Genomic DNA, 15,748 nt, shown 5'->3' with positions numbered 1-15,748 from the left:
CGGGATCGGGCGGCGCTCAGGCGACCGCGCCGGCCGTGGCGGTCCGCTCCTTGAGGCGCCGCAGCAGCATGCGGCCGTAGAAGAAGCGCGTGACGAAGGTGAAGAAGCGGTTGGCGAGGTGCTGCCTTCTCGGCATCGGCCTCAGCACGTCCACGATGAGCACCACGCGCCGTTCCGCGCAATTATTGATCACTTCGTGGTTCCAGCTGTCATCGAAGAGGATGCTCTCTCCGTCCCGCCACGTGTGCACGTGGTCGCGGATCCTGATGCGCGGCGGAGCGTCCTCGGGCACCTCGATGCCGAGGTGATAACGCAGGTAGCCGAAGTACGGCCCGCTGTGCCCGGGGATCGACTTTCCGGGGTCCAGGACGGAGAAACTCGCCTGGAACAGGTTCGGGACCCTCTTCAGTGCCGCGACCGTCTCAGGGCACAGCGCCGCGTTCTCCTCCGCCACTCCGCCCATGGCGTACAGATAGAACATCCGCCAGTCGTGGGGCGTGGTCGCGGAGATGTAGCGCTGGAGCGGGTCGAGTTCATGGTAGGTGGGCATGACGGCGACCCGGTCCGCCGCGACCAGGAACTCGCTCCGGATCTCGTGAAACTTCTTCTCGAGCTCACGAAGCTCGGGAATTGTCTCGTCAATGTCGAACACCACCGGGCGCTCATCGCCCCCGGCGGTATTCAGGAACCACAGGTTGAGGCGGTTGTGGAGGCGTGTGACCACACCTGAGAGCGCCGCGAGAACCCGCCTTTCGATAGCCCATGGAACCATGGCTGTACGACCTCCACCGCAGCGCATCGAATCAGGCGTTGAAACCAATCGCCGTGGCGACTATAGGCTGGAGCGGCGCCGAAAGAACCGGCTGTGTCTAGAACTCGCCAATCGCCCGCGAGCGTCCCCGCGGGCGATCGGCATCCGCCGCCCGTCAGCCGGAGCGCTGCTGGAGTTCGCGCTCGCGCCGTTCGGCGGTTTCGCGCGGGTCGTCGATGGTCGTGGGGCCGGACGGGTCGGTGTGCTGCTCGATCGTGTAGAAGCGGACCTCGTGGCCGTCCGGGTCGTGCAGGCCGGGCAGGACCCAGCCGATGCTCGCGGAGTGCAGCCCCGCGTGGGACTCGCCCATGCCGGTGAGGCGGGCGGCGAGGTCGTCCAGTGCGGCCTTGTCCGGGACGCCGATGGCGAAGTAGTCGAATCCGGCCGCCGCCTCGGCGCGTTCGGGATCCAGCCGGAGGGCGAGGCCGGGCCCGCCGCGCGGATGCTGCATCGCGACGCCCATCAGCGTGCCCTCCTCGACGAACTCGATCAGGAGTTCGTAGCCGAGGCGGCTCTCGTACCAGGCGAGTGACCGCTTGATGTCGCGCACCGGCAGCTTCAGGTGATGGACCCCGGCCAGGGTCGGCGCATTCTCCATGATCCCCGTTCCCCACGTATATGCAGTCTCACTGCATCGATGCAGTTATACTGCAACTCATGGTGGACGACGTCAAGGCCGATCTGCGGGCAGCCCGGGTCGCCGACACCGAGGAGAAGATCCTGAGCGCCGCGACCCGGCTGTTCCTGGAACACGGCTACGCGGGCACGACGCTCACCGCCGTCGCCGCACAGGCCCGCGTCGGCGTCCGCACCGTCTACGTGCGGTTCGGAACGAAGGCCGCCCTGCTGAAACGGGTGGCCGATGTGGCCATGGTCGGCGACACCGCCCCGGTGGCCGTCAGCGGCCGGCCCTGGTTCGTCCTGTCCGGCAGCGCCCCCACCCTGGACGAACGGATCACCGCGATGGCCAGTGGCGGACGCGAGATGATGGTCCGGGCGAGCGGCCTGCTCGCGGTGGCCTTGGAGGCCGCGCCGACCGAGCCGGTCCTGGCCGAGGCGGCCCAGGCGGCCCGCGAGGCGACGCGCGACAACCTGCGGCACTTCTGGACCCGGGCGGCGGGCGACGGGCTGCTCCCGGCCGACCGCGACATCGCCTGGCTGACGGAGACTTCAGCGATCCTCGTGCACGTCGAGACCTACCTGCTCGGCACCCGGATGCACGGCTGGAGCCCCGAGCAGTACGAGCGGTGGCTGATCACCGGCCTCACCCGCCTGGCAGCAGGTTAGCCTCCGATCAGGCGGCCGGAACGCCGCTCGCATGTCCCGACCTCCGCCCGCGCGGCATGCAGAGCCTCGCCGAACGCGAACCGCGCTCCCTCCTCCTGGGACAAGACCGCCGCCGCGGAGGCCGCCCACGTCTGACGCCGCTAGTCGGGCAAGGCGGTCGCGCGCGCGTGGGCGCCGAGCACGTGCGCGAGCAGCGACGGGGCACGAGAGCCGTCGCCGCCGTCCGGGAGCACCTCCGGGGTGAGCGTCCAATCCATGCCCACCCACGAATCGCCGACCGAGCCCTGGCCGGACGGAAGGTTGTTGCAGGACTGCCGGATCCGGATGGCGCGCACGGACTCGGCGGCCGCGGTGTCGGTCTCCACCAGCAGCACCGGGACCCCGACCAGCGGTCCGTCCTCCACCAGGCGCAGCAGCCGGTCCGCGTCCTCACCGTCCAGGGCGGCCCCGGCGTCCATGATCACCACCAGCCGGACCGGGGGGCCGCCACCCGGCCCCGAGGCCGGACCGCCGTCCGAGCCGCCGATCCGGCGCAGGTCCACCAGGTCGAGCAACCGCCGGAGCCGCTCGGCCGCCGCGGGACCGGTGGCCACCCCGCCGCCCAGCAGCCCGGCCCTGCCGGTCGGGTCGAGCGAGTCCAGCCAGCCGGCCCCCGACAGCCCCACCGCGTCGATCACCTCCAGCCCGACCAGCCCGGGTGGGACGGCCGCCAGAAACCGGGTCACCAGCGACCAGGCATAGGCCGCCGCGTCGCCGGGCAGCGTGCCCCGCGAGATCCACACGCCGCGCCGCCAGGGCACCGGCAGAAGGAGCGGCACCCGCAGGTCGGGCATCTCCGCGGTGGACAGCCGCCCCAGCAGGACCCCCTCGGCCAGGTCGGTGCGCGGTCGCCACGTCAGCCAGGAGGGTGCGTCGAAGGGTGCCGCCTCGGCGGTGACGTGCTGCTCCACCCGGGCCAGCTCGTCGCGCAGCTGCGCGGCATCGGACCGCAGCCGCTGGTCGGCCGCCGCCATCAGCTGGTCGAAGCGCCCGCGCGGCGCCCGGCCGACGACCTCGTCGTTGCGGATGTTGAGCGCGTGCTCGGTGGACGCGCGGAACGCGGCCAGCGAGCGGCTCGCGTCCTCCCAGACCAGCCAGCACCGTTCGAGGTAGCCGACCTCCCCGGCGGGCGGCCCCTGCGGCGCGGAGGTGCTCTGCGGGCCAGGCGGTGCCCCGACGACGGGACCGGGCGGCGAGGCGACCGTCTCCTCGCCCGCGTCCTCCACCTCGACACCGTGCGCCTCGACCAGCTCGACCAGCCCGCCGGCGTAGCCCTGCCCGACGGCACGCACCTTCCACCGGTCGGCCCTCCGGTAGATCTCCAGCCCGATGATCGCCTTTTCCGGGCCCAGCCCCGCGACGGTGAACAGCGCCACCGGATCGCCACCGGCCGTGAGGAGCTGGACCTGCGGCGGTGACACCGCCCCGAACGAGACACCCCGCCCGGCGAGGCTGACCGCGATGAGCACCGCCTGGGCGTCCGCGGGAACGGCGTCGAGGTCGAGGTCGACACGCTGGTGGCCGCCGCCCTCGCTCCAGCGCACGCCGGGCGCCTCGGGGGCGTTGAAGAACACCAGGTCGGTGTCGGAGCGCACGCGCAGGTCCGGGCCCACCAGCAGGGCACTGACGTCGACGGGAACGGCACAGGACACGGTGGCGGTCACCCGTCGGGCGGGCAGCGGGGCGTTGGCGCCGTGCGAGAGTTCGAGCATCGCCCGTCAGGCCAGCCCGGCGATCGTCGGCAGCATGTCCTCGAAGGTGCGTCCGTGGCACGGCTCACCGATCGCGTTCATCTTCCACCCCTCGCCGTGGCGGTAGATCCGGGCCATCACCATGGCGGTATGGGTGCCTCCACCGGTCAGCGTGTACCGGGCGAGCTCCCCGCCGTCCATCTCGTTGACCAGCCGGCAGAAGGCGTTGTCCACCTCGTTGAAGGTCTGCCCGTTGAACGAGCTGACGGTGAAGACCAGCGAGCCGACGTGCACCGGCAGCCGGGCCAGATCGACGATCACCGACTCGTCGTCGCCGTCGCCCGCGCCGGTCAGGTTGTCCCCGGTGTGCCGGACCGAGCCGTCGTCGCTGACCAGCTTGCCGAAGAAGACGACATCGGCGATGCGTCCGTCGGCGAAGAGCACGCAGGAGGCGTCGAGGTCGATCTCCCGCTGCCGGGAGCCGAAGAAGCCCTGCTTCCGCACCGCGTCCCAGCCCAGCCCCATCCGGACCATGCGCAGCGCCCCGCCCGGCTTCTCCAGCGGGATCCGCTGGCCCTTCACCATCGAGACGGTCACAACCGTCGCCTCCCTGTGTCCCCTGCGCCGCGCGCTCCCCAGGAGCGCCCCGGCCTCCCGGTCACCATCAAGCCGAACAAGCCAGGGCAAAGCCTTGCAGCCCCGCCGCCGGGTCGCCACCCCGTTCACGGAGACACGGAACCGGGGTGGAGGTGGGTCATCAGGTCTGCGGGGTTGGTCAGCCGCCGGGGGTGGTCACGGTCATGCCGCCGGGGCCTACCTCGGCCGAGAACGCGCCGGAGACGGGTTTTCCCAGGCGGATGACGGCGCGTTCGCCCTGGACGGCGACCAGGGTGAGCGAGATGCCGTTGAGGTTGCCGGAGTCGGGCACCTTCCTTGCCGGCTGGGTGAAGGTGGCGGCGCCGGACGCCAGGTCGTAGGTGATCTCTTTCTCACTCACCTTCTTCACTGTGATGTCACCGAAGCCCGCCCTGCTCTCGCCGGTCGCGTTGAAGCGGATGACGTCGCCGGCCTTGATCTCGACCTCGCACCTGGCGTCCGCGCAGGACTTCAGGCGCGTACCGTCGGCCGCCTTCAACGCCGCCGGGCTCGCACTCGGCGCGGCGGACGTGGGGGCGGGCGGCGGCGGGGTGCTCGGTGCGGACGTGGAGGCGCGCGGGGCGGCCGTGTCCGGCTCGTCCTCGCCGCACCCCGCGAGCGGCAGGGCCGCCGCGGTGATGAGCAGCGCCCACGAGGCGCAACGATCCAGGTGCCGCTTCTGCTTCATGCTCTCTGCCCTCCGTCGTAGCCCTGGCCGCAGGGTAGGGCCGGCCGTCCGGGACCACTCCCGACGGTTCCGTCCCGGCATCCGGTTGACAGGGGGTGGGGGGCACGAGAAGGTCCCGGCGATGGAGATCAACGAACTGTCGCCCGCCGAGCGCCGTGTGTGGCGGGCGTTCCCGCGGGGCGGCACCGTCGATTTCCGCCGATCCGACGACGAGGACCCGGAGGACGGCCACGCCTGGGGCCCGGAGCGCACCGTTCGCGCCAAGGTCCTGCGGGCCCTCCTGCTCACCGGCTCCGCCGAGGAGGGCGAGGTCGCGGCCTTGCGGGTCGTCGGTGCCCGGATCACCGGCGTGCTCGACCTGCAGTACGCGACCGTCGAGCACGCCATCCGCCTGTGGGGCTGCCATTTCGAACGCGCGGCCATCCTCTACGGCGCGCACGTCCGGCAGCTCAACCTCGGCCGCTCCTACCTGCCCGCCGTTGAGGCGGCCACCATCCAGGTCGACGGCGTCATGCGGCTTTCCGAGTGCTTCATCCCGGGGCAGGTCCGGCTCGGTGGCGCGCGGCTGTCCGGCGCGTTGTTCCTGGAGCGGGCGCGGCTCGGCGACGAGGACGAGGATCAGGGCGACGTCCTGCACCTCAACCACGCCGCCATCGACGACGACATGTGGGCCCGGGGCCTCACCGTCCACGGCCGGATCCGGCTGAACGGCACCAAGGTCTCCGGCACCGTCAACCTCGACGAAGCGGTGCTCGTCAATCCCGGCGACACGGCGCTGGACGCCAAGTCCTTCTCCGTCGGCACCGACATGCAGGCCGTGGGAATGCGCGCGCAGGGCCGCGTCAACCTGCGCGGCACCACGGTCGCCGGAGGAATCGACCTCACCGGAGCGCGGCTTTCCAACCCCGGCGGTGTGGCGCTCCGGGCCAGCAGCGTCATCGCCCGTGAGTTCTGGCTGCGGAACACGCACCCCATCGAGGGCGCGGTCAACCTGCGCCGCTCGCAGTTCGAGCTGCTCCACGCCGCCCCGGACGTGTGGCCGGACGTCGTCAAGCTCGACGGCCTCACCTACAGCGCGCTCACCCCGCACCTTCCCGCCGAACAGCGTCTGCCGCTGCTGGAACGCGAGGAGGACGGCTACGTCCCCTACACCTACGAGCAGCTCGCCGCCGCCTACCGGCGCATCGGCGACGACGCGGCGGCCCGCATGGTGCAGCTGGCCAAGCAGCGACGCCATCGCGCCACACTTCCCCGGTACGCCAAGATCTGGGGCTACCTGCAGGACGGCACCGTCGGCTACGGCTTCCGGCCCATGCGCGCGGCGGCCTGGCTGGTGGCGCTGCTGCTCGCCGGCACCCTGGCCTACGCGCAGAAGCGGCCGCCCGCCCTGAAGCCGGGTGAGGCCCCGGCCTTCAACGCGCTCTTCTACACCTTCGACCTGCTGTTGCCGATCATCGATTTCGGTCAGGAGAAGGCGTTCAAGCCGCAGGGCTGGTACCAGTGGCTGTCGTACGCGCTGATCCTGTCGGGGTGGATCCTGGCCACCACGATCGCCGCCGGCATCACCCGCACCATCAGCCGCCAGTAGAGCCGGCGATCAGGGGGTCCTGCCGGTGAAGCCGAGGAATTCGGTCTGGAGGTCGGCGCCGGGCGGAGTCGGGACCTTGGGGCCGAAGGCCCAGGGTTGGCGCAGTGCCTCGTCCATCGGCTTGAGGTGCTCGTAGACGTGGGCGACCAGGCCGGGGTCCAGGCGTTCGTCACCGCCGGTCGCGCGGGCCAGGTCCCAGGTGTGGACGAGGACGTCCTCCGGCAGGGCCTCGACGGTGTCGGCGAACGGCACCATGCCGACCGGGGAGGGCAGTTGTGCGGTGCGGCAGGCGGGGTCGTCGATCGCGGCGGTCAGGTCGGCGCTGATCTGGATCCAGGCGGCGTGCAGGGACGCGTCGGACTCGACGTGCGGCAGGGCGCCCATTTCGGCCAGGCCGACGCCGTGGACGGGCTCGGGCTCGGTGCCGCGGACGGTGGAGGCGATACGGCGGGTCTCGGAGATGACGTGGGCGGCCACATCGCGGGCCGACCAGCCGGGGCACGGGCTCGGGTCGTCCCAGCGGTGCGGCGGGACGGCGGCGATCCTGGCGGCGAAGCCGTCGGCGGCGAGGCGGAAGCGTTCGGCCTGGTCCGACATGGCGTCTTCCTTCAGTACGCGTTGCAGGGCGTTCATTACGTGGGAGCGCCAGCCGCCGCCCATGATGGTGCGGGAGCGCTGGTGCAGGGGGTTGTCCGGGTCGAAGCCCTCGTGGAGCAGGAACAGCCGGGTGCCGCGGCCTTCGGGCTGGAGCGTCCAGGTAATGGTCCAGTCGGTGTCACCACCGCCTTCGGCGTCCTGCCAGGAGACGCGGAGCATCTTCTCCGGCTCGAAGGCGAGCACCTCGGCCAGGACCGTGCCGGAGAACCCGGTGGCCGGTACGGGACGGGTCTGCATGCGGTAGCGGTGTCCCACCTCCAACCGGAAGTCGCCGGGCATCAGCCACCTGGCCAGTAGTTCCGGCTCGGTGAGTGCCCGCCACACCTTGGCGGGCGGGTGCGCGAGGAACTGGTCGACGCTGATCGTGTCGCTGGTGGTCATGATTCGTCACCGTCCAGGGTGTCGAGGACGTCGCTGAGGTCGGTCAGGCGTTCGCGCCAGAATCGCTCGAACGGGTGGAGCCACTGCTGGATCTCCTCCAGCGGTGCGGCCTGCAGGCGGTAGAGGCGGTGGCGGCCCTCGCGGCGTTCGTGGACCAGGCCGGCCTCGCGCAGCACCCGCAGGTGCTCGGAGAAGCTGGGGCGGGCCATCGTGAAGTGCCCGGCCAGTTCGTTGACGGAGGCCGGGCCCCGCTCGCGCAGCAGGTGGAGGACTTCGCGGCGTACGGGGCTGGCCAGCGCGGCGAAGAGGCGATCCTCGGTCACGGTCATGACCTCCACTATACGTCGGATTTTTCCTACCTATTGCAGACACACTGATTTCGCGTGCGGAGGGTCCCGCGTCTCAAGGTTTTTCGGTCCTGACGCATAAAAGCGGCGGATTGCACAGGCAGGGCGGATAGGTGATGATCTGGACGTGACAGGCGATCTCGATCATCGGGCGCGGTTGAGGACTCTCGTTCCCGAGGCGCGGGTGCGGACCGAGTCGGTGGACGGCCTGGTGCGGAGGCTCGCGGAGGTCCCCGCGGACGCGCTGGCCGACCTCGTCCTGGACGCGCAGGAGCCCTGGTGGCGGCGGATGGCCTGCGCCCGGGCGCTGACCGGACGCGTCCCCGACGGGCGTGCGGCGGCCCTGCTGGAGTGCGTGCGCGACGACGGCGTCACCACCGAGATCCGGCGGGCGCTGCTCGGCGCGCTGGGCGTGCCGGGGCGGCCACATTCGGACGAGCTGCTCGGCTGGTTGCGGGCGCAGGACGGCGCCCCGGAGACCGAGCGGTACAACCTGGACACGGCGATGGCCCTGGCCAGGGCGGAGATGGGCGACGTGAGCGCGGCGGGACGTCTCGCCCTGCTGGCCGCCGACCCCTGGGCGCATCGGCGGAAGGTCGGAGAGCAGGCCGTCGACGTCCTGGTCGAATCGCGGGGGCTCCCCGCCGTGCTCGGCGCGCTCGGCGCCGGCTCACCGGAGGAGCTCGTGACCGGCGGGAGGTCGGCGGCAGATCGGCTGCTGGGCGTGCGGCTCGCGTGGCGGGCGGGCGGCGACGTGACGCCCGCGCTCGCCGACGCCTCGACGATGGTGGCCCGCAAGGCGTACGAGCTGCTGAGCACGGCCGATGACCGCGATGACGGCCCGCTCCTGGCGATGGCCCAGGAACGGCGCCCCGGCCACCTGTGGGCGCTGGCCGTGCTGCACCGGCGCGGCCACGAGATCCGGGCGATGTGGGAGGAGCTCGGCCCGCCCCGCATCGAGCTGCCGGGGGTGCCGGCGGACGTGCGCGAGGCGATCGTGCGCCAGTACACGCCCGGCCAGCGCGACACCGACCCCCGGTGGCTGCTCGAGGCGGCGTGCCTGGAGCCGGCGCCCGACCCCTGGGACAGCGACTTCGTCGAGGACCGCCTCCACCGCGCCGCCGAGGCCCTCACCGCCGCGGGCCTGGACCCGCAGGAGCCGGTGGCGGCGGGCGAGCACGAGGGGACCGGGTCGGGCACCTACGACGTGATCAAGATCAGTGCCGGCCAGCTCATGGTGAGCACGCTCGGGCCGTTCTTCGGCGGCACCGGCGCCGACGGGCGGGCGATCGCGGCGTTGCGGGCGGCCGGGTTCCGGCACATCGACCAGGTGCTGGCCGGGATCCGCTTCGAGAAGCTGCACGTGTACTTCTTCGGAGAACGCGAGCCCTTGGCCGTGGGGGATCTGCTGTTCTACTGGCAGGACTAGGGCCGCCAGCGGGGGTCGCGTCCGGAGGCGCCCAGGGCCCGCTCGAAGGCCGGGGCGTCCGCGTCCACGGCCACCGGGTCGGCGAAGCCGTCGTACTGCCGGTACATCTCGGCGTTCTCCTGGACGACCCGGAGCAGGAACGCGCCCGCCTCCGGCGACACGTTGAACTGCTGGCCGGTGGCCGCGGCGACGTCCCAGCCGTGCACGGCCGTCTCCTTGATGATCAGCGAGGCCACCTCGGTCGCCGGCGACGACGCGAACCCGAGGTCGATCTCGCCCTCCCACACCGCCGGGTCCGCCCAGGCGGCGACGGCCCGGTCGAGCTGCGCGGCGTACTCCTGCGCCCAGTCCCGGTCGACGGTGAAGTCGCGCTGGGTGAGCGACTCGGGAAGCTGCTCGCGCAGCGCCCTGTGCTCCAGGCCATGGGACGTGTAGAGCACCCAGTGGTTCACCAGGGCGCGAAGGTCGAACTCCCCGCACGGAGTCGGATCGGACAGGCGCTCCCGGTGGACGCCACGGGCGACGCGGGCGGCCTCGGCGGCGCATTCCTTCATGTGGACGTGGAGTTCGTTCATGCGGTCCACGCTACGGACCGGCCGGGACGCGGCTCTTGGAGAAACGCGCCAAGTACCCTGGTCAGGTGGCGGATATGGGACGTGGGGTGCTGTACCCGCACGAGCACGAGTCCATCGTCAGCGTGGACCGCCAAGCCCCCTGCCCGGAGCTGGCGCGGTTCGTGGAGTTCTACTGGCACGTCCGGTGGGACACCGACGAGCCCTATGAGACCAAGGTGCTCTCCCACCCGAACGTCCACCTCGTCTTCGAGGAGCCCGCCCCGCTGGTGTACGGCGTGGACCGCGCCCTGTTCGTGCGGAAGCTCGAAGGGCGCGGGCAGGTTCTGGGGGTCAAGTTCCGTCCCGGCTACTTCCGCCCGTTCGCGGGGCGCCCGGTCATCGAACTGGCCGACCGCCGGATCCCGGCCACCGAGTTCCTCGGCCCGGCCGTGGAGGAGGTCAACCGCGCCGTCCTCGGCACAACAGACCTCGCCGTGATGGTGCGCCGGGCGGAAGAGTTCCTGCTGCCCCTGCTACCCGCCGTCCCGGACCCGGTCGCCGAGGAGGTGGCGGAAATGGTCGGGCGCATCACCGCCGACCCGGCGCTGTTCCGCGTCGACGAGGCCGCCGGGACGCTGAACGTCTCCACCCGCACCCTCCAGCGGCTCTTCGCCGAGTACGTCGGGGCGAGCCCCAAGTGGGTGCTGCGCCGCGCACGCCTGCACGAGGCCGCGGCCCGCGCCGACCAGGGCGCCCGCATCGACTGGGCGGGCCTGGCCGGCGACCTGGGCTACTTCGACCAGTCCCACCTCACCCGCGACTTCACCGCCGTGGTGGGCACCTCCCCCGCCCGCTACGCCCGTTCCTAGGACGCCGTCAGGCGGGTCAGGTCGGCGACGAGTTCGGACGCGACGGCCGGGTCGACGTCGCCGAGCCGGACGGCGGCCGACTCGTCACCGTCGCGGACGACGGACACACTGGTGATCTTCTGCTCCTGGGCCGGGTCCATGATCTCCGGCTGGATCCCCGGCGTGAACGCGATCACGGCGCGGCACCCATCGGGGATCTTCCGTGCGATGTCGACAATGCTCCCGTACTCGGTCTCACTCGCGTCCCAGGCCCGGCTCCGCAGCGCCAGGATCCGTCCCGTGGAGACCTCCACGCCCTCGAACCGCCCCATCCGGTCGCCGTCCCGCTCCTCCTCGGTCAGGGCGTGGACGGGACGGCCGAGCTGCGCGAACGGCTGGATGATCTCGTAGTCGGCCAACAGCTCCGACCAGGGGCCCAGCTCCCCGTCCAGGTGGAGCGGGTGCGCGATCGATATCCGCGCGGTCTCCGGCAGGGTCACCTCCGCGTCCTTGACATCGGCGAAGGAGCGGTCCTCTGCGATCCGGAAGGAGAACGCGCCGTCGCCGGACCGGGACGTCCACACCAGGCGGCGGGCGATGTGCCAGACCAGGGGGTGCTCCACGATGAAGGTGCGGAACTCGTCCACCGGCCATTCGCGCAGGTCGGCCATCGCCCGTTCCAGCCGGTGGAGCTGGTCGCCCGCGACCGCGGCCACGTCCTTCTTCAGCGCGGCGAACCGCTTGTGCGCGGCCGGCGCCAGCTCGGGATCGTCGGCCGCGCCCGGACGCGGCAGCGACTTGCGCGGCTTGCCGTCCTCGTCGATGACGCACGGCTTGAGCTGCTCGTCGAAGCCGACCCGGAAGCGGCGCGGCCCGTAGTCGAGGGTCATGCCGCCGTCGGCGTCCAGGCCGAAGTCGGGCGCCAGCCGGTCGGCGAGCCGCTCGGGCGTCAGCTCCAGCTCCGCGGCGACCTCGTCGAGCCGTTCCCGGGCCCGCTTCCGCAGCGACGTGGACCGCGCCGACTGGGCGACGCCGTTCAGGCGCATCAGCGCGACGTCGGACCCGATCGCGGCCAGGACGTCCAGCCCGGCCACCACCCTCGGCGTGCGGCGATCGGCCGACCACGTGCGCAGCAGCGGGGTCAGCCGCCGCACCGTGCCGTCGTCGCCGAGCCAGCCGAGCTGCGCGAGCGCCCACCCGTCGCTGGACTGCGCCCCGTGGGTGTCCCAGCGGCGGAAGACCTCCCAGGCGAACTCGGCCAGCGACTCGCGGTCGCACAGGTCGCGGACGATGCCCACGCCCGGGTACACCTCGTCCGGTTTGGAGATCGCCACCATGCTCAGCAGGTGCCCGGCGGCCTGCGCGGGAAGGGCCCGCTCGCGGTCGCGCAGCAGCACCTGGGGAAGCAGTTCCGGGTCGGCCCACGCGCCGATCTTCGGCATCCGCGCCGGCAGCGCGTCCAGGGGGTCGGCGGCCAGCATCGCCGCGATCGCGTCGGCGGCACGGTCGCCGTGCGCCCGCGCGGCCTCGGCGATCGGGCCGGTGCCGTGCCGGGACGCCAGCAGCCGCAGCGCGGCCTCGGCATTGCCCCGCGCCGCGCCCTGCTTGCCGAGCGCGGCGGGCAGCAGGTACGGGACGGCGTTCAGCCCGTGCCGGTCGAACCAGGCCAGCGCGACCTTACGCAGCCGCCGCACCCTGACCAGCCAGCGGGCCGCGTACGCCGCCGTCTCCGCGTCCAGGAACGGCAGCACCAGATCGCCGGTCTCGGACTGCTGCGCCTTGAGCAGGGCGGAGAACACGTGGAACGCGTCGTCCTCGAACCTCGCCAGGATCATCCGCACGCGGGGATCGGCGGGGTAGACGTGGTCGTAGTTGGGCGCCCACATCGGCAGCAGCGACCGGGCCTGCTCCTCGGGGGCGCTGGCGAGCACCCAGAGCTGGTTGTGCACGCCGTACCGGCGGAACACCTGGACGGGGTCGTCCTCGTCTTTCCAGTGGATCCCCCAGCCGTACCGCGGCGTCGCCCAGCGTTCGCGCTCGCCCGGCGCCCAGACGATCGACCGGCTCTCCGGAGCCGTCAGGCCGTTGATGACGACCGGCTTCGCCTTCTTGCCGCGCGCGGCCCACGGCGGTTCAACCAGCAGTTTCGGGAGCGCGTCGGCGGGCGCGTCCGGAACCCGGCTTCCGGCCAGGGCCTCCAGCATCGGCGCGACGGCCTCGCGGGCCTCGTCCGGGAGACCGGGCAGCGCGGACACCACCGTGTCGTGGTGCGCGCGCAGGTGGCCGCGCAGCAGATCGGCGGCGACCCCGGCGGTACGGGACGTCCCGGCCGCGACCGGCCCCAGCAGCCGCAACGCCCGGACGGGGAACCGCCCCATTGCGTCGATCAGCACGGGCTGGGCGTGCTTGTCGTCGACCCGGTCGACCAGGATCTGGAACGCCTCGTCCGCCGGAAGAATGGCCAGGCCCCTGAGAAGCTGCTTGCCGGACTCAACACTGAACCTGTCCAGCCACGCCTTCAGCAACGGCACGGCGGCCGCGCCGAGCCCGTCGACCAGGGTGGCGATGGCGTCCTCGTCATACCCGTAGTGGACCGGCTCGAAGTGGAGCGCCATCAGGTCGGCGTGGGCCTGCGTGCCCACGGAGCACATCAGCATCCAGTGCTTCAACCGCGCGCGGTAATCGTTGACCGCGGGGTCCTGGCAGCACTCCTCCACCCAGTCGTGCCGGGTGGGGGCCAGGTACGCCGCCTCCAGGCGCTGCTCCGAGGACTTCCGATGCCGTTCCAGACCCTCGACGGCCGCCCCGTAGTCACCCTCGTCCGCCGCGGCCAGAAGGATGCGCGCGCGGCGCAGGCAGGCATTGCCCCGGACGCGCATGGTGCCGTCGTCCCGGTGATGGATGGACAGGGCGCTGGAGTTGGGCGTCTGGTAGACCTCGACCGCGTTCAGATGCACGGTCGCGCACGCAGCAAACGCGAGGCCGTGCTGGGCCGTCCAGGCGTCCACGATCCAGTCCGGCAGCGGCCCCGGACGCACAGGGGTCGCGCTGACCAACAGCAGGACCACCACTGCCGCACCCACCGGATCAGCCTCGCCGCCCAGGTAACGGCGGGTGCTCGCAACCGCAGCGGGCTCGCCGCCCGCCTCCAGTGCCTTCTGGACGTGGGCGCTGTGCTCCTCGACCCAGGCGGCCAGGCGACCCGGGGCGGAGGCGTCGATCTCGACCTCGGGAACATGGCGGCCACCGCGCCGCGGATGCACCTGCCGGCGCCAGGTGTCCGGCATGTCGGGGAGCTGATCGTCCATAGCGGCCCACGCTAGGCGATGCCTCCGACATCCAGCGCCGAACGTCCGGAGAACGTCCGGTTAGGGGCGGCGGCGCCCGCCTGACCGCCACATAGCCGCTCGGACACCGAGGTAGACCATCTCAACCGCCGGGCGGCCGCCCTAATAGGGGCAGGCGTGGTAGCCCCGCAGCCGGGCCGGGCTACCGTCCGCCGCGGTCAGCGGCTGGTCGCGGGTGGTGCTGTGCCAGTCGCAGCATCGGCTATCTGGGCGCCGACACGGGCCGCGAGCTCGGGTTCGATGGTCGGCCACCGGTCCAGGCTGCCGCTCGGCACGTACTCCAGGACGAGCCAGGAACGCCCCCGGCCGCGCACGGCGTCATAGAGCGTGACCACATGCCGATGACTGAACCGCGCCAACGCCCGGGCCTTGAACGCCGTCGTGCTCTCAACCCGCTTGAGCACGACGGCCCGTCCCAGCTCGGTGTCACGGGCCACCCGCCCCCCGCGGATGGGGCCGTGCGTCAGCTCGTACCGTCCACCGACCTTCACTCCCAGGCGCACAGCGCGTGCGGAGATTCACTCCACTTGGCCCAGGCGCCGGACGATGCGCCGCAACTGCTCGGTGTACCGCTGCTTGAACTCGGGCGAGTCAGGGCTCATCCCGTAAATGCGCCGCACCGCGTTCGGCATCGTCGCGGGCGCCGCGACCATCACCGTCATCAGCAGCATCACCGCCTCGACCTCAAGCTCGGCCGCAATCTCCCCCTCCGCCTGGCGACGCCGCAGATCCGACAGATCCTCCGCGGGATCCTCCGGTACGACGTCCCCAGTGAGCCCCGCCCACGCGTTCAGCCGGGCACCGCGCGGATCGTCCAGCGAATCGCGCAGGTAACGCATAAGAAGCTCTTCCAGCGAAATATCGGGATCGTTGAACGCGGCCTCATGCTCCAGCCACTGCCGCCCCAACTCCTGATACAGCCCCTCCTTGCCACCGAAGTAGTAGCTGATCAGCTGCTTGTTCACGCCCGCACGATCGGCGATGTCCTGGACGCGGGCACCGGCGTACCCCTTGGCGGCGAACTCCTCCAGCGCGGCGTCGAGCAGCAGCCGCCGCGACCGCTCGGCGTCCACCTTGCGCTCACCGTCCCGCGGCGCCCTCCGAGGCCCCTTTTCCTCCACGCCCCGCATGCTAGCGCCCATCATCCATCCATTTGGTTGACAACTTCATCCATCTGGATGAAACTACCGACCATGATCCTGGTAACCGGCGCCACCGGCGCAGTAGGCCGCCCCCTCGTCCACGCACTCCTCCGCGCCGGCCACAAAGTCCGCGCACTCACCCGCAACCCCGCCACCGCCAACCTCCCCGCCGGGGCCGAACTAGGGCCTGTCCCGTGATCATGTGATCGGACAGCCAGACCTTAAGGGGTTGGGGGACACGGGGCCGAGAAACTGCGAACGTGCGCGGATGCTAGTTTCCTTCCCCGTGATGGAACATCAGGA

Annotated in this window: 15 protein-coding genes and 1 pseudogene; 5 read left to right on the top strand and 11 right to left on the bottom strand. The window is 71.8% G+C overall.

Annotated features, from left to right (window positions below):
• Window positions 1–16: 16 nt before the first annotated feature.
• Window positions 17–655 carry an aspartyl/asparaginyl beta-hydroxylase domain-containing protein gene (locus tag ACFPZN_RS18755; protein WP_378283290.1) on the bottom strand — a complete coding sequence of 213 codons (639 nt, stop codon included), beginning with the start codon at window positions 653–655 and terminating at the stop codon, window positions 17–19.
• 271 nt (window positions 656–926) lie between these two features.
• Window positions 927–1,409 carry a VOC family protein gene (locus ACFPZN_RS18750; protein ID WP_378283289.1) on the bottom strand — a complete coding sequence of 161 codons (483 nt, stop codon included), beginning with the start codon at window positions 1,407–1,409 and terminating at the stop codon, window positions 927–929.
• Window positions 1,410–1,468: 59 nt separating this feature from the next.
• On the opposite strand from ACFPZN_RS18750, the gene ACFPZN_RS18745 reads away from it, so the two are divergent.
• On the top strand, window positions 1,469–2,098 hold the full coding sequence (locus tag ACFPZN_RS18745) for a TetR/AcrR family transcriptional regulator (protein ID WP_378283288.1): 630 nt from the start codon (window positions 1,469–1,471) through the stop codon (window positions 2,096–2,098).
• 140 nt (window positions 2,099–2,238) lie between these two features.
• On the opposite strand, the gene ACFPZN_RS18740 is transcribed toward ACFPZN_RS18745, so the two are convergent.
• From ACFPZN_RS18740 to ACFPZN_RS18730, 3 genes are all read right to left on the bottom strand, one after another.
• Window positions 2,239–3,849, bottom strand: a complete 1,611-nt coding sequence (locus ACFPZN_RS18740) for a TerD family protein (protein WP_378283287.1) — start codon at window positions 3,847–3,849, stop codon at window positions 2,239–2,241.
• A gap of 6 nt (window positions 3,850–3,855) precedes the next feature.
• Window positions 3,856–4,425: a TerD family protein gene (locus ACFPZN_RS18735; RefSeq protein WP_378283286.1), complete on the bottom strand. Its 570-nt coding sequence runs from the start codon at window positions 4,423–4,425 to the stop codon at window positions 3,856–3,858.
• A 178-nt stretch (window positions 4,426–4,603) separates the two neighbouring features.
• Window positions 4,604–5,152, bottom strand: a complete 549-nt coding sequence (locus ACFPZN_RS18730; RefSeq protein WP_378283285.1) for a hypothetical protein — start codon at window positions 5,150–5,152, stop codon at window positions 4,604–4,606.
• A gap of 121 nt (window positions 5,153–5,273) precedes the next feature.
• On the opposite strand from ACFPZN_RS18730, the gene ACFPZN_RS18725 reads away from it, so the two are divergent.
• Window positions 5,274–6,740, top strand: a complete 1,467-nt coding sequence (locus ACFPZN_RS18725) for a translocation/assembly module TamB domain-containing protein (protein WP_378283284.1) — start codon at window positions 5,274–5,276, stop codon at window positions 6,738–6,740.
• Window positions 6,741–6,749: 9 nt separating this feature from the next.
• On the opposite strand, the gene ACFPZN_RS18720 is transcribed toward ACFPZN_RS18725, so the two are convergent.
• Window positions 6,750–7,778: a TIGR03086 family metal-binding protein gene (locus tag ACFPZN_RS18720; RefSeq protein ID WP_378283283.1), complete on the bottom strand. Its 1,029-nt coding sequence runs from the start codon at window positions 7,776–7,778 to the stop codon at window positions 6,750–6,752.
• The gene (locus tag ACFPZN_RS18715) at window positions 7,775–8,107 is read right to left on the bottom strand and encodes an ArsR/SmtB family transcription factor (protein WP_378283282.1); all 333 of its coding nucleotides are present in this window, start codon (window positions 8,105–8,107) and stop codon (window positions 7,775–7,777) included. Before ACFPZN_RS18715 ends, ACFPZN_RS18720 begins: the two co-directional genes overlap by 4 nt.
• Before the next feature lie 145 nt (window positions 8,108–8,252).
• Here ACFPZN_RS18715 and ACFPZN_RS18710 point away from each other — a divergent pair, with 145 nt between their 5' ends.
• A complete protein-coding gene (locus ACFPZN_RS18710; protein ID WP_378283281.1) occupies window positions 8,253–9,554 on the top strand; it encodes a hypothetical protein in 1,302 nt (433 codons plus the stop codon).
• Here ACFPZN_RS18710 and ACFPZN_RS18705 read toward each other — a convergent pair.
• Window positions 9,551–10,129 carry a TIGR03086 family metal-binding protein gene (locus ACFPZN_RS18705; RefSeq protein ID WP_378283280.1) on the bottom strand — a complete coding sequence of 193 codons (579 nt, stop codon included), beginning with the start codon at window positions 10,127–10,129 and terminating at the stop codon, window positions 9,551–9,553. The two genes, ACFPZN_RS18710 and ACFPZN_RS18705, sit on opposite strands and share 4 nt — an antisense overlap.
• A gap of 74 nt (window positions 10,130–10,203) precedes the next feature.
• Here ACFPZN_RS18705 and ACFPZN_RS18700 point away from each other — a divergent pair, with 74 nt between their 5' ends.
• Window positions 10,204–10,977: a DUF6597 domain-containing transcriptional factor gene (locus tag ACFPZN_RS18700; RefSeq protein ID WP_378283279.1), complete on the top strand. Its 774-nt coding sequence runs from the start codon at window positions 10,204–10,206 to the stop codon at window positions 10,975–10,977.
• On the opposite strand, the gene ACFPZN_RS18695 is transcribed toward ACFPZN_RS18700, so the two are convergent.
• The 3 genes from ACFPZN_RS18695 to ACFPZN_RS18685 form a co-directional block, all read right to left on the bottom strand.
• A complete protein-coding gene (locus tag ACFPZN_RS18695) occupies window positions 10,974–14,264 on the bottom strand; it encodes a DUF4132 domain-containing protein (RefSeq protein WP_378283278.1) in 3,291 nt (1,096 codons plus the stop codon). The genes ACFPZN_RS18700 and ACFPZN_RS18695 overlap by 4 nt on opposite strands.
• Window positions 14,265–14,461: 197 nt before the next feature.
• Window positions 14,462–14,806, bottom strand: a complete 345-nt coding sequence (locus ACFPZN_RS18690; RefSeq protein WP_378283277.1) for a protein kinase family protein — start codon at window positions 14,804–14,806, stop codon at window positions 14,462–14,464.
• A 15-nt stretch (window positions 14,807–14,821) separates the two neighbouring features.
• Window positions 14,822–15,424, bottom strand: coding sequence for a TetR family transcriptional regulator (locus tag ACFPZN_RS18685; RefSeq protein WP_378283276.1), 603 nt, complete (start codon window positions 15,422–15,424; stop codon window positions 14,822–14,824).
• Window positions 15,425–15,481: 57 nt separating this feature from the next.
• Between ACFPZN_RS18685 and ACFPZN_RS18680 the strand changes: the two are divergent.
• A pseudogene (locus tag ACFPZN_RS18680) lies at window positions 15,482–15,628 on the top strand (NmrA family NAD(P)-binding protein); the annotation flags it as partial.
• Window positions 15,629–15,748 lie beyond the last annotated feature (120 nt).

Source organism: Actinomadura rugatobispora, assembly GCF_042656285.1.
Classification (GTDB): Bacteria; Actinomycetota; Actinomycetes; order Streptosporangiales; family Streptosporangiaceae; genus Spirillospora; species Spirillospora rugatobispora.
The sequence above is the reverse complement of the archived record's forward strand: the minus strand, read 5'-3'. Positions and strand labels throughout refer to the sequence as shown.

What these genes read in the sequence shown, in the direction of transcription:
- ACFPZN_RS18745 (WP_378283288.1), top strand. Translation starts at nt 1,469, where the DNA reads ATGGTGGACGACGTCAAGGCCGATCTGCGGGCAGCCCGGGTCGCCGAC.
- ACFPZN_RS18700 (WP_378283279.1), top strand. Translation starts at nt 10,204, where the DNA reads ATGGGACGTGGGGTGCTGTACCCGCACGAGCACGAGTCCATCGTCAGC.
- ACFPZN_RS18750 (WP_378283289.1), bottom strand. Translation starts at nt 1,409, where the DNA reads ATGGAGAATGCGCCGACCCTGGCCGGGGTCCATCACCTGAAGCTGCCG.
- ACFPZN_RS18740 (WP_378283287.1), bottom strand. Translation starts at nt 3,849, where the DNA reads ATGCTCGAACTCTCGCACGGCGCCAACGCCCCGCTGCCCGCCCGACGG.
- ACFPZN_RS18725 (WP_378283284.1), top strand. Translation starts at nt 5,274, where the DNA reads ATGGAGATCAACGAACTGTCGCCCGCCGAGCGCCGTGTGTGGCGGGCG.
- ACFPZN_RS18695 (WP_378283278.1), bottom strand. Translation starts at nt 14,264, where the DNA reads ATGGACGATCAGCTCCCCGACATGCCGGACACCTGGCGCCGGCAGGTG.
- ACFPZN_RS18730 (WP_378283285.1), bottom strand. Translation starts at nt 5,152, where the DNA reads ATGAAGCAGAAGCGGCACCTGGATCGTTGCGCCTCGTGGGCGCTGCTC.
- ACFPZN_RS18705 (WP_378283280.1), bottom strand. Translation starts at nt 10,129, where the DNA reads ATGAACGAACTCCACGTCCACATGAAGGAATGCGCCGCCGAGGCCGCC.
- ACFPZN_RS18715 (WP_378283282.1), bottom strand. Translation starts at nt 8,107, where the DNA reads ATGACCGTGACCGAGGATCGCCTCTTCGCCGCGCTGGCCAGCCCCGTA.
- ACFPZN_RS18720 (WP_378283283.1), bottom strand. Translation starts at nt 7,778, where the DNA reads ATGACCACCAGCGACACGATCAGCGTCGACCAGTTCCTCGCGCACCCG.